The organism is Marinobacter sp. F4218, from assembly GCF_019443085.1.
In the GTDB taxonomy this organism is placed as follows: Bacteria; Pseudomonadota; Gammaproteobacteria; order Pseudomonadales; family Oleiphilaceae; genus Marinobacter; species Marinobacter albus.
Genome location: NZ_JAHZIL010000003.1, coordinates 1,455,021 through 1,467,645, shown reverse-complemented (window position 1 = coordinate 1,467,645; position 12,625 = coordinate 1,455,021). Strand labels below are relative to the sequence as shown.

Below are 12,625 nucleotides of genomic sequence, written 5' to 3'. Positions count from 1 at the left end.
CTTCTTTACCCTGCTTGAGGACACCATGCTGACCGGTGCATTGCTGATTCTTGCTCCCCTGTTCCTGGGGTTTGCCCTGCCATTGACGAGCCGTCGTGCGATGACAGTGATTCACTACCTGGTGGAGACGCTGGTTTATTTTATCCTGGGTCTGCTGGGCGTGGGTTTAGGACAGATGGAGGGTCTTGCCACTCAGTTGGGCGGCATGGCGGTTCAGGTATTGGTGCTGGTGGTTGTCCTGTTCGTAGCTAACATGGCCGGGCTCTGGCTGTTTCATCGCTGGCAGCCAATGACACCGGTCCATGGCACCGAAGGCGAGGGCCCCGGGTACCGTCGACTCTTCATGGCGGGGCTCAAGCCTTTGTTGGCGGTGACAGTCGGACTGCTGGCCGGATTCTTCCTGTTGCCCAGGTTGCCGTTGATCGAGGACGTCGCCACCTGGTCTCTGATGCTACTGTTATTCCTGATCGGGCTACAGCTCCGGAATGCTGGCCTCTCACTGCGAAAGTTGCTGATGAACCGTCAGGGCCTGGGCATTGCCCTTGCACTGACCCTCAGTTCTCTGGTGGCAGGCGCCCTGCTGATCCCGGTGCTGGCATTGCCCTGGCATGATGTGCTGGCACTGGCTTCCGGGTTTGGCTGGTACTCACTGTCCGGGATTGTGGTCGGAGAGGCGTTGGGACCAGCCTGGGGCGGGGTCGCCTTCCTGAATGACGTGCTGCGGGAGATCATTGCGCTGGCCATCATTCCCCTGCTGATTTCGACCCGTCCGGCCATGGCCATCGGTTACGGCGGTGCCACGGCGATGGATTTTACCCTGCCTGTGATACGCAGCAGCGGCGGCCTGGCGTGTGTGCCCGTGGCGATTGCGTCGGGCTTCCTGTTGTCGTTTCTGTCACCGGTCCTGATGGGTATTTTCCTGTCCCTGGGCTAATTTGGCGCTCTGCAGGACCGGTAAGGGTTTTACCCGTAACTCCCACACAGTAAGATTAAAAGAAGTTAACTTCTTCTCCGTGGAATGACCCATGCACCGTCGCCACTTTCTAGGATTTTCCGTTGCCGCCGTCATGGCGGCAACGGGCATTTCCGGATGTGGCCGATCGCAGCCGCTCCGAATGGGTATTCATCCATGGATTGGCTATGAACCCCTGTATCTGGCCGAGGAGTTTGGCTGGCTGTCCGAGTCGGTAACCCTGTTCAAGGGTGAGGCTGCGGCGGATTCTATGGCCGGCCTGCTCTCCGGAGCGCTTGATGGCGCCGCCCTTACCCTGGATGAGATGCTTAGGGTGAAGGACCAGGGCGGTGATCCGGTGGTTGTCGGAGTGACGGATGTTTCCGCCGGTGCCGATGCGCTGATCGTGCAGCCGTCCATCAGGGAACTGCCTGAACTCAAGGGGAAACGGGTTGCAGCCGAACTTGCCGGTGTCTCCGGGATCCTGTTGATCAAGATCCTGGAACGGGCAGGGCTGAGCCGTGACGATATCGTTCAGGTCGATCTTCCGGTCAATGAGCATGTCGATGCCTGGCGGCGAGGACAAGTGGATGCTTCCGTGTGCTATGAACCTGTTGCCTCGATTCTCCAACGTCAGGGTGGCGTCCGGTTGTTTGACAGTGGCGATCTGCCAGAGACCATTTTCGATGTGCTGGTGGTGAACCGCGAAACAGCCGAGAACAACCCCAGGGCGGTCCGGGATCTTCTGAACGCGCATTTTGCCGGGCTGCGGCACCTGGTCCGCAACCTGCACGATTCGGTTTACCGCGTCGCCAGTCGTCAGAACACCTCACCGGCGGCAATCAGACAGGCGCTCGCGACCGTGATGCTGCCTGACCTGGCCGCGAACCAGCGGTATATGGCGTCGACCGGTCGGATTGAATATATTGCGCGTAGCCTGGGTCATATCATGACGAGCGAGGGCATGATCAGCCGGATGCCCGATTCGCGACGACTTTGTGATCCATCCTTCCTGCCCCGGAGTGTCATTTGAGGGCTCTGATTCTGGGTGTGTCACTTATGCTTCTGCAGGTCGCGGTTCTGCTGCCACCAGCAGCCTGGGCGACCGGCCCGACGCTGACATTCGGTGTGTTTGCCTCGCGGCCCGAGGCCATTCTGAGAGACCGGTATGAACCTCTGACCGGATACCTGTCGGAGGCTATCGGAAAACCCGTTGAGCTGAAACTGCTGAACCAGCGCCAGATAAATCGTGCACTGGCGTCCAACCGGCTGGATTTCATCGTAACCAATCCGAGTCATTTTCTGATGATTCGCAGTGAGCGCAGCCTGACAGGCGTGCTCGCCACCGTGATGCGAACCTGGCAGGGTACGTCCACGACGAGCCTCGGCGGTGTCATCATCACCAGTGCCCGCCGCACGGATATCAATAGCCTGACGGATATCCGGGGCAAAAGTATTGCCACGCCGGGTGAGCACTTCCTGGGTGGGTACCAGGCCCAGGTGCTGGAGCTGATGGAGGTCGGGCTGGATGTCCGTCGCGAAAACCGGATCAAGCTGGTCGATAGTCACGACCGGGTGATTCGTGCGGTCCTGGCGGGCGATGCCGATGTCGGCTTTGTCCGCTCCGGACTGCTGGAAGAACTGACCGTAAGCCAGCCAGCCCTGATGGACCAGTTGCAGGTGGTGAACGAGCAGCAGCTCACGGGATTTCCGTTCCGGGTATCCACCCGCCTGTATCCGGAATGGCCCCTGGTCGCGCTCCCCCATGTTGACAGCCGGATTATCCGCCGGACCGCCTCCGCCCTCTTTGCCCTGGAGGAGAATGCCCCGGTTGCCCGAGCGGCGGGTATTGCAGGTTTCTCGCCACCGGCGGATTACCAGTCAGTGGAATATCTGGCCCGTGAGCTTCGCATTGCGCCCTACGATCAGGTGCCCGAACTCACCTGGATCGATGCCCTGCACCAGTACCGGATCTGGGTGTTCACGGTCCTGATCCTGGTGATGCTGCTGGTTACCAGCACACTCTGGCTGGCCAAACGGACGCGCCAGCTGTCTGTCGAGCAGGGACGGCTGCGTCGGCTCATCGTAAGTTGGCCTCAACCCATGCTGATGATCCAGGACGGGCTGTTTGTGGATACCAACCGGTCCGCGGTGGAGTTGTTCGGGTATGCTTCCCGACAATCGCTGCTGGGCAAGGACATCGCCAGCTTCTCTCCCGAACTGCAGCCGGATGGCACATTATCCCGCCAGAAAATGAAGGTGCTTGTCACCCGGGTCAGCGAAGGCGAGGTGAGCCAGGGCGAATGGGTATTTCAGCGGGCCGACGGGACCCGTGTCTGGGTCGATATGACCATCGCCCCCGCCCACGACTCGGTTGAGAGGAAACCCTTGCTGCTATGCTCGCTGTACGACATTACCGGGCGTAAACAGGCAGAGCAAAAACAGCGGCTTGCGGCCAGTGTCTTTGATTACGCCCGGGAAGCCATTTTCATCACCGATCGCCACGGCATGGTGGTGGACGTGAACGATGCCTTCGTTTCGATCACCCGAAGCCCGCGCAGTTACGCCATAGGCGCGTCGCCGCCACTGCCCATCGATGAAGGCAGCAGCGTGTTCCAGAGTGCCCGAGCCCAGGGGTTCTGGCACGGTGAGTTCACCGCTAAGCGGGGAGACGGTGAACCCATGGCACTGGCGGTGACGATCAGTTCCGTTCGCGACGAAAATGGAAATATCACCCATTTTGTCGGTATTTTCAGTGACGTTACGCGCCTGAAAGAGCAGGAGCAAAAGTTGCTGACCCTGGCCCATTACGATGCCCTGACCGGCCTGCCGAACCGTGTGCTGTTTGCCGACCGGCTGCAACAGGCCATGGCCCAGGCCCGGCGGCAGGACTACCGGTTGGCGGTCGTCTACATTGATCTGGACGAGTTCAAGCCCATCAATGACGCCTTTGGCCACCAGGCCGGTGACAGGTTGTTGGTGCAGGTCGCCGAACGGATGCGTCTGGCCTTGCGCGAGGAAGATACACTGGCACGCCTGGGGGGCGACGAGTTCGCTGCGCTTGTCATCAACATGAGTGACGAAGGCAACCTTGAAGGCTTGCTGTCCCGGATACTGAGCGCAGTATCTGAACCGGTCTGGGTGTCCGGCCACCGTGTGGAGGTGTCCGCCAGTATCGGCTACACCTTGTTCCCCCAGTACCCTGATCTTGATGGCGACCAGTTACTTCGCCAGGCGGATCAGGCCATGTATCGTGCCAAGCAGAGGGGTAAAAACCGTTACTGCCGTTTTGTTCCGGACAGTTTCTGATCCGAGCTTGTTACGGTTTCCGTCGTCGGTGCCCAATTCAGGGACTTGCTCCATTGATCGGATAACCGGCGTACCGTGCTGAGGTTGTCCAGTGACTGCTCCCCGAGGCTGGTGGCCAGTTCCCGCCGGACGATCATTTCCAGCAGGGCCGATTTCAGCTCGTGGTAGGTCTGCTCCGCTTCGTTGACTCGGCCGGGCGATGGTTCATCCGCTGCAATCAAACCCCGGAGTTCTTCCAGATACCGCTCCAGTACCGGTTGCAGGGGCGCGAACTCCGGTTGGTCGCAGGCATCGCGCAGATGCAGCAGCCTTGGCGCCAGTGTGGTCGCCTCCGCCAGGTAGCGGCAGGTCCGGATGCTACGGGTGAGGGCGTCGACGTTGCTGGGATGCAGCTTTTCGGCGCGGAGTCTGGAAATGTACTCGTTGATGGCCGTGTTCAGGCTGAGCACGGCCTCGGATTTCGGTTGGATCTGCGCGGGTTTTAATGCCTCCCGGTCGATGCAGACCCGAAGCAGGCCGCGGGTCAGTTCGATCAGCCGCCTCATTTCCTGGTCAACAGCACCCATCGCCAGCTCCGGCGTCGATATCAGGGTGTCATCCAGATAACGGGGTTTGGCATTGTCCTCCTCTTTGCTCCGGAACAGGCGGCCCAGAAATCGGGCTAATCGCGCCGCGAACGGCAGCATGATGAGGGCGCCCAGAACGTTGAACAGCGTGTGAAACAGCGCCAGCAGAACCGCCGGATGAGCATCGTGCTCGAACCACCGGGCCAGGGCGACAACCAGCCACAGCATCGCAGGCAGGATGATCACCGCGATGCCGGCGGTAACCAGATTGAAGATGACGTGTCCGAGCGCAAGCCGCCGCGCACTGGCTGTGGCACCGAGGGCTGCAATGGCAGCGGTGGACGTGGTGCCGAGATTTGCGCCAATAACCGCCGCCGCAGCGTGCTCAAGCATCAGAAGCTGGCCCGCGGCAGCGCTCAGAATGATGGCAAGGGCAGCGCTCGACGATTGCGTCAGTAGTGTGGTCAGAAAGCCGATCAGCACGAACACCGGCAGTCCGTAGCCCTGGCCAGAGATGTCTGCGCCATGGAAGCCGTTGGTCAGCCCCCCGAGGGACTCTTTCAGCAGCGACAGCGCCAGGAAAAACAGCGCAAAGCCGGCGAGGGCCTGGCCCACGGCCTTGATGCGGTGCGCTGTTCCCAGCAGCCGAAGTGCCATGCCAATGGCGAGCAACGGCATGGCGAAGGCTTCGATGTTGATACCAAAGCCCACCAGACTGACCAGCCAGCCGGTTATCGTGGTGCCAACGTTGGCGCCGAAGACCACCCCCAGCGACTGCCCAAGGTTGAGCAGGCCGGCGTTGACGAAACCGATGGTGGCAACGGTGACAGCGCTGGACGATTGAACCAGACCGGTAATCAGTACGCCGGTGGCAAACCCCTTCAGCGGCGTCTTGGTCCAGGTCCCGAGCAGGTGGCGCAGCTGATGCCCTGCGGCCTGTTTCAGGCCATCCGTCATCATCTCCATGGCCAGCAGGAAAAGCGCCAGTCCGCCGAGAATCTCGAATATGGATGCGGTCATCGAGGTGTCGTGCTTTCCAATGGGAGGATTCTGGAAGCTTAGCAGACGAGAGGGTGGGCTCTACCGACTCAGATCAGGAACTTGCGGACATCAATCCGGTAATCATCCGGATCCACGGACTGGAGGATATGGTCCTGGGTGCCGGGTTTGGCCAGATCAATGGTGTCTACGGTAATCGGAATCCGGAACCTGGTGTGGTACATCACTCGCACCACCGGCAGGCGCTGATCGTGTTCATTGGCTTCCACCACCACGCCCAGACGGCCGCTGGCCAGAAGCACCAGGGCCCCAACCGGGTACAGGCCGATGCAGCGGATAAACTCCATGACCAGGGAAGGATCCAGGTGGTCGCCACTCCATTCCAGCAGCTTCTTCAGGCCCTGGGTTGGGGTCATGCCCTTGTGATAGACCCGGTCGGAGGTGATGGCATCATAGACGTCCGTGATCGCGACCATCCGGCCATAGATCGATATTTCCTCGCCCCTGAGGCCGTCCGGATAGCCGGTACCGTCCAGACGTTCGTGGTGCTGGGCGGCGGTAATTACGGACAGTTCGCCGATACCTTCCGTGGTTGCCAGGATATCCCGGGAATGTCGGGCGTGCAGCTTCATGACCTCGAACTCTTCCGCGGACAGGCGCCCGGGTTTGTTCAGGATTTCATCCGGTGTCAGGATCTTGCCCAGATCGTGGAGCAGGGCGCCAACGACGGTCTGGTGCAGCGTATCGGCGGGTAACGACCGGTAGTTGCCGAACAGCGACATCAGGACACTCAGATTGACGGAGTGCTCCAGCAGGTAGTTGTCCTTTTCCCGAATGCGTCCGAGACAGCTGAGCGCATTGGCGTTGCGCAGTACCGAGTACTGCAACTCGTCGGCGAGTTTGTGGATCGGGGCAATGTCGATGGCGCCGCCGATCTTCACGTTGTTCATGAAGTTGCCCACCAGCCCCTGGGCCTGGCGGTGAATCTTCTGGGCGATGACCAGCTCTTCGGCCACAGGCACCTGCGGTCGGAGCCCGGGGGATTGTTCCCCCGCGCTCTGCAGAGCGGCCTCATTGCGCCGATCCACCTCGGCGGCGGTTTCGGCATCCTGGGTGTCCAGTCCTTTCGAGGCATCGATGTAGACGAACGCGACCCCCATCTGGCGGATTTTCTCGATGGTTTCCTCTTTCTTGATGACGCCCCGCTTGCGCTGGCTGTTGTGAGGAATCCAGTCGTTGTTGAGGTCGGCGATGTACATGCCGACCTTCAGGGCCGAAATGGGAATGCGCTTGATCATTAACCGGGGAAGAACGTCCGCAGGCTATTCTGGTAGGTTTTGCGCAAGACCTCGTCCAGCGCCAGCCCCTTCACCTCGGCAATCTTTTCCGCCACGAACGGCAGGTAGAACGGGGCATTTTCGCGACCGCGATAGGGCACCGGTGTGAGAAAGGGGGCGTCAGTTTCCAGCAGGATCTGTTCAATGGGCGCCATCCGCACGATGTCGCGTACGTTTTCCGCCTTGTTAAACGTGGTGATGCCGTTGAAACCCAGGCACCAGCCCTGGTCCAGTGCGTATCTGGCCAGTCCCGGTCCCGAGGTGAAACTATGAATCACGCCCCGGCGGGTCAGGGTGTCCTCGAACTCCCGGAGAATCGCGATGGTGTCGTCGTCCGCCTCGCGGCTGTGGATGACCACCGGCTGGTCATGGTCGCAGGCGATCTGAAGCTGGCGGCGGAAAACCTCCCGCTGCACGTCCCGGTCAGCGTTGTCGTAGAAGTAATCCAGCCCGATCTCGCCCACCGCGACAATTTTGTTGTCGCTGGCGTGGGCCCGAATCTCCGCCTCGGCGGCGTCGGAATAGCTTTCCGCGTCGTGGGGATGGATCCCCTGGGTGCCGTAGACCCACGGTGCCACCTGGCTGAGCTCGCGGACCCGGGCCAGATTGTCCGGGGACACGGCAATGGTGATCACCTTCTCGATGTTGACACGCTGGCTCTGATCCAGGGTCTCCTCCAGAGGGCGGTCCTTGAGGTAGTCCAGATGGCAGTGGGTTTCGATAATGGGATGATCGAAAACGGGAATCTCGCGACGTTTTTTGCTCATTGCCGTGCGTTCAACTCCATCGCAGTCTCGGTGAGACTGCTATCCTGAGAATTTGGTTGGCCCAAGTTTACCAGCTTGTACGATTGTTGACGCCCATTACAGCGATAGGGAGTTCCCGGCATGCGTGTTTCCAAGTTTGCAAAGAGCTGGTTTTACGACCCTGACAGACCCCGGTTCCATGACTACCCGTATCTGCTGGAGGATGACGACACGCTACTGGCACTGGAATCCAGCCTGGAGGAGATCGGGGAATACCAGCGCCGGCTGTGGGCCAACCGGAACCGGGCACTGCTGGTGGTGATTCACGGTCCGGACACCAGTGGTAAGGACAGCCTGATCCGTACACTTGCCACCTACGCAGACCCGGCAGGCTTTCATGCCTGGTCGTTCAGTCGTCCTCAAGGGGCGGAAACCCGCCATGATTTCCTGTGGCGCGTGGTGCCATTCCTGCCCGGGTTTGGCGAGATGGTTGCCTTTAACCGAAGTCATCATGAGGCGGTAATCAGTGAACGGATCTGGCCGGTTCATGCCCCCGAAAGTTATAACTGGCATAACCGGTACCACGCCATCCGGAACTTCGAATCGAATCTGGTGGAGGAGGGCACCACGGTCGTCAAAATCTGGCTGAACCTGTCGGAAGACGAGCATCGCCGTCGGCTGCTGCAGCGACTGGACAAACCCCGCAAGCGTTGGAAATTCGACCGGTCCGATATTGATGGCTGGGAAAAACGCGATCAGTATGAGGCCTTTGCTGAAGAAGCCATGGCCCAGACCCATTCCCGGGAGGCGCCCTGGTTTGTGGTGCCGGGCGATCGGAAGCCCCAGGCCCGGACGATTGTCGCGGCTATCCTGGCGGAACAGTTGCAGCGGCTGGCTCCGGACTACCCGAGCGAGGACAGGGAAGTACTGGATGAGTACCGTCGACTGCTGGCCAGCAAGGGCGTGAAGTAAACCGACACAGGGAGGCGCAGATGCGCATAGTTGTAGTGGGCGGGGGCGTTGTGGGGGTAACCACGGCGTACGAACTGAATCGCCGCGGTCATCAGGTAACGGTGCTGGAACGGCACGAGGTGGCGGGCAACGAGACTAGCAAGGGCAACGCCGCCCAGCGTTCGTACGGGGCGGTATATCCCTGGGCAGACCCTGGCATGGTGTTCAAGGCCGTACCCTGGCTGCTGAAACAGGACGGCCCGTTGAAAATGCGGATGCCGCCTTCCGTCGAGGCCGTCAGATTCCTGTTTGCCACCCTGCGCTATGCCTGGTCGCCGGGCCTGTTCGGACTGAACCGCCGCGCCATGCTGCGCCTGGCTATGCACAGTCGCGAGCGGTTTCTGGCCCTGGAAAAGGAGCTCGACCTGGCTTTTGACGGCGACCACCGGGGTCTGCTGCACCTTGCCAGCACTCCGGAAGCCCTCGCCGGCTACCGTAACGTTCACACGCTGTTGAATGAACTGGGAATCCCGTCGCGTCTGCTGACGCCGGAACAGGTGCGCGAGGCCGAACCGGGGATGGTCGGCCCGGGACCGCTTTACGGCGCGTTGAGCTATGACAACGATGGCACTGGCGATTGCCATCTGTTCTCACAGGCCCTGGCGAAGGCCTGTGAAGCCAAGGGCGTCCGGTTCCGCTATCGGGTGGAGGCGGAAAACCTGGTTGGCGACGACCACAACGTGGAGGCCATTGCCATCACGACCGCGGGGGGCGAGCGGGAGCTCGTCCACGCCGACGCCTTTGTGATCAGTGCCGGTTGCTGGTCCGATCACCTGATCCGCCCCCTGGGCCTGACCCTGCCATTATACCCGGTCAAGGGGTACAGCATCACGGTGCCATTAAGCGATCCCGACCGGGCTCCGGTGTCAACGGTTCATGACGACAACTACAAGGTGGTTTCCACTCGTCTGGGCAATCGTCTGCGGGCGACCGGTTTCGTGGAACTTGCTGACTTCAATCGCGATATTCCCGAGGCGCGCCTGGCGACGATCCGAAAGTCGGTCACCTCCCGCTTTCCCGGTTGTGCCGAACTGGAGGCGGCGGAAACCTGGACCGGCTTTCGCCCGATGACGCCTGACGGCCCTGCCATCATTGGTCGGGGCCCGAGGGATAACCTGTTCCTCAATACCGGACACGGCACCTTCGGCTGGACCCTGTCCGCCGGCAGTGCCGACGTGATTGCCCAGTTGGTGGACGGCGAGCCCCCGGCGGTGTGCCTGGACGCCTTCCGGCCCGGCCGCTTCAGCGAATAGCCAGCCGCAACGTCAGTCCCGTTTCAGGCGTCGTTCGATGTTGCCACACAGGGTATGAACGAACCCGATGTCGCGCTCCTGCAGCAGCGGCAGCCGTTGGAAAACCCACTGGGACAGCTTGCCCCCGGCAGGGGCATCCAGGGTTGGCAACAGTTGTTCGAGCCGGCTGCGGAGGGCGCCGAGGCGCCCGGGGTCTGAATTCACAGGGTCGGCGGCGGCTGTGGACAGCCCGGACAGCTCCCATGCATACAGCATCACGGACTGGGCGAGGTTCAGGGAAGGGTAGGAAACTTTCATGGGAATGCCGGTCAGCAGATCGCACAGAGCCAGTTCCTCATTGGCCAGCCCGCGGTCTTCGCGGCCGAAGACCAGCGCCGCGTTGGCCACTGATTCGCCTTTGCCTGCCAGCACAACATCGCGCAGGTCTGAGGGCGCGAGCCAGTCCTGTCGATGGTGTCGCGGTTTGGCCGAGGTGCCCATCAGCAGGTCTACGGAGTTTCTAACCGAGGCCAGATCAGGGAAAATGCGCGCGTTATCGAGGATGTGATCGCTGCCATGGGCGAGCCAGTGCGCTTCAGGCCGGGTATGCAGATCGGAATTGACCAGCCACAGCTCGCCGAACCCCATGGTACAAAGGGCACGAGCGGCAGCGCCGACATTTTCAGGAACCTTGGGTTCAACGAGTACAAAGGCCAGTTGCATGACGATACCTCCGGCCGCGAGTTTACACGACCCCGCCGAATCTTTTTACAGCCGTTGGCAAGCCCTGAATGACTGGCTTGTCCGCCACCGCCCCCTTTGGCAGCAGGCGCCCTTCACGGAGCCGGTTCCCGAGTGGACCTTGCAGCATCCCGAACTGGCGGCCCGGGTCGCTGGGCTCGACGACGAGCGGTGCCGGGTGCTGGATGACGATCCCGCGAGGCTGGCGGGCCTGCTGTGTGACGCTTTGCCATCATTGGCCGCCTACCCGGATCTTGTCAGCCTGCCGGACCTCTCGCCGCCGGGCGGGAGGGTGCACCGGGCAACCCTGCCGGAGGTGAGGGCAGTCGACATGCCCGGGCGAAAGCGACTGCAGTCCGGGGCGTTCGCGGCGGCGCTCGAACCCCTTCGCGAACCGGTCATGGACTGGTGTTGTGGCAAGGGCCATCTGTCGCGAACCCTGGCGGCGGTCTGTCCGGAACCGGTCCGGGGCTATGAATGGAACGCGGAACTGGTGCGCGACGGCAACCGGTTGGCCGCACAGTTCGATGATGCGGTTGCGGTGCAGTGTCAGGACGTGATGGCGCCGGATTTTGTCTTTCCGACCGATGCTCACGGGGTCGCCCTACACGCGTGTGGTGACCTGCACCGGCAACTGATCCGGCGGGCCAGTGAGGTTCGCCTGCCCCGCCTGAGTTTTTCCCCCTGCTGCTACCACCTGACGGACGCCAGCCCTTATCGCCTGTTGTCCGCTCGTGCCAGGCGCCATGATGCTGCCCTGCAGTTGTCCCGGAACGAGATTCGTCTGGCCGTGCAGGAAACCGTGACCGCGCCGGCCCGGGTTCAGGAGCAGACCCGGAAGGTGAGCCAGTGGCGCCTGGGCTTCGACGCGCTCCAGCGTCAGCTCAGGAGCTGTGATGAGTATCTGCCGGTGCCTTCGCATCCGTCCCGTCTGATCCAGGAGGGGTTTGAGGCTTTCTGCCAGTGGGCGGCCCGGAAGAAAGGCCTGGTGTTACCGGCCACGACCGATTTTGAACACTGGTCCCGTGTTGGCGACCGGCGGTACAGTCAGGTTCGGCGTCACGAACTGGTACGGCACCTGTTCCGGCGACCGCTGGAACTCTGGATGGTGCTGGATTATGCGATTTTCCTGGAAGAACAGGGTTACCGGGTCAGGCTCGGAGCCTTCTGCGACCGGACACTGACCCCGCGCAACCTGTTGCTGGATGCGGTCAGGGTTTCCGGTACTCCACCCGTTGTACGCAGCCGTCCTTGAAGTACACATAGGTCAGTTCATAGAGCGCCCCGTAATAGCGGGTTTGATAGATCCAGACTTCCTGCGGGCTGGTGTAGGTTTCCGGTGGGTTGCCAAAGGCCCGGCGCACGTGGTCCCGGGTCATGCCCCGAACAATTTCCTCCCGGACGATATGGCGCCTCAGGTCGGTGGAATTGATGAAGCGGCAGGCTGTTGGTGCTTCGCGGGTCGTTTCGTCGTCGCTCCCGTCTGCCTCCTCAGCCCTCGGAGCGTCGGGCGCGGGCGGGGGCAGGTTGCTGTCCAGACGGCCGCCGATGCGGTTGTCCGGAATGGTGATCGCTTCCCCGTTGCCCTCGCAGGGCTCATCCGTATACATCACTCCGTTGGCGGTGTCACACCGGAACACCCCGGCAAGCGGGTGGTTGAGGTTGCACAACAGGAGAGCCAACGCGGAAACGGCTCTGATCATGGGGCCTCCGAGAAAAAAGGCGCCCATGT

At 61.4% G+C, this 12,625-nt stretch carries 10 protein-coding genes and 1 pseudogene; 6 read left to right on the top strand and 5 right to left on the bottom strand.

The window, feature by feature from the left end; translation table 11 throughout:
* The first annotated feature begins 25 nt into the window (after window positions 1-25).
* The 3 genes from K0B93_RS10730 to K0B93_RS10720 all read left to right on the top strand — a co-directional run bounded on the left by K0B93_RS10730 (window position 26) and on the right by K0B93_RS10720 (window position 4,261).
* A complete protein-coding gene (locus tag K0B93_RS10730; RefSeq protein ID WP_219867202.1) occupies window positions 26-934 on the top strand; it encodes a lysine exporter LysO family protein in 909 nt (302 codons plus the stop codon).
* A 91-nt stretch (window positions 935-1,025) separates the two neighbouring features.
* Window positions 1,026-1,985 carry an ABC transporter substrate-binding protein gene (locus K0B93_RS10725; RefSeq protein ID WP_219867201.1) on the top strand — a complete coding sequence of 320 codons (960 nt, stop codon included), beginning with the start codon at window positions 1,026-1,028 and terminating at the stop codon, window positions 1,983-1,985.
* Window positions 1,986-2,011: 26 nt separating this feature from the next.
* Window positions 2,012-4,261: a diguanylate cyclase domain-containing protein gene (locus K0B93_RS10720; RefSeq protein WP_219867200.1), complete on the top strand. Its 2,250-nt coding sequence runs from the start codon at window positions 2,012-2,014 to the stop codon at window positions 4,259-4,261.
* On the opposite strand, the gene K0B93_RS10715 is transcribed toward K0B93_RS10720, so the two are convergent.
* The 3 genes from K0B93_RS10715 to K0B93_RS10705 form a co-directional block, all read right to left on the bottom strand.
* Window positions 4,231-5,847 carry a Na/Pi cotransporter family protein gene (locus K0B93_RS10715; RefSeq protein ID WP_219867199.1) on the bottom strand — a complete coding sequence of 539 codons (1,617 nt, stop codon included), beginning with the start codon at window positions 5,845-5,847 and terminating at the stop codon, window positions 4,231-4,233. The genes K0B93_RS10720 and K0B93_RS10715 overlap by 31 nt on opposite strands.
* Window positions 5,848-5,915: 68 nt before the next feature.
* Window positions 5,916-7,124, bottom strand: a complete 1,209-nt coding sequence (locus tag K0B93_RS10710) for an HD-GYP domain-containing protein (RefSeq protein ID WP_219867198.1) — start codon at window positions 7,122-7,124, stop codon at window positions 5,916-5,918.
* The gene (locus K0B93_RS10705; RefSeq protein WP_219867197.1) at window positions 7,124-7,930 is read right to left on the bottom strand and encodes a TatD family hydrolase; all 807 of its coding nucleotides are present in this window, start codon (window positions 7,928-7,930) and stop codon (window positions 7,124-7,126) included. The genes K0B93_RS10710 and K0B93_RS10705 overlap by 1 nt, the downstream gene beginning before the upstream one ends.
* Before the next feature lie 120 nt (window positions 7,931-8,050).
* Between K0B93_RS10705 and K0B93_RS10700 the strand changes: the two genes are divergently transcribed.
* Together K0B93_RS10700 and K0B93_RS10695 are read left to right on the top strand one after the other, a co-directional pair.
* Window positions 8,051-8,881: a polyphosphate kinase 2 family protein gene (locus K0B93_RS10700; RefSeq protein WP_219867196.1), complete on the top strand. Its 831-nt coding sequence runs from the start codon at window positions 8,051-8,053 to the stop codon at window positions 8,879-8,881.
* Between the two features lie 17 nt (window positions 8,882-8,898).
* Window positions 8,899-10,173: pseudogene (locus tag K0B93_RS10695) on the top strand (D-amino acid dehydrogenase); the annotation flags it as partial.
* Window positions 10,174-10,185: 12 nt separating this feature from the next.
* Here the strand turns inward: K0B93_RS10695 and K0B93_RS10690 are convergent.
* Window positions 10,186-10,875: a tRNA/rRNA methyltransferase gene (locus K0B93_RS10690; RefSeq protein ID WP_219867194.1), complete on the bottom strand. Its 690-nt coding sequence runs from the start codon at window positions 10,873-10,875 to the stop codon at window positions 10,186-10,188.
* On the opposite strand from K0B93_RS10690, the gene K0B93_RS10685 reads away from it, so the two are divergent.
* Entirely contained in the window at window positions 10,874-12,148 is a 1,275-nt protein-coding gene (locus K0B93_RS10685) for a methyltransferase (RefSeq protein WP_219867193.1), read from the top strand. The genes K0B93_RS10690 and K0B93_RS10685 overlap by 2 nt on opposite strands.
* Here K0B93_RS10685 and K0B93_RS10680 read toward each other — a convergent pair.
* A complete protein-coding gene (locus K0B93_RS10680) occupies window positions 12,105-12,596 on the bottom strand; it encodes a hypothetical protein (RefSeq protein ID WP_219867192.1) in 492 nt (163 codons plus the stop codon). The two genes, K0B93_RS10685 and K0B93_RS10680, sit on opposite strands and share 44 nt — an antisense overlap.
* Between the last annotated feature and the right edge of the window lie 29 nt (window positions 12,597-12,625).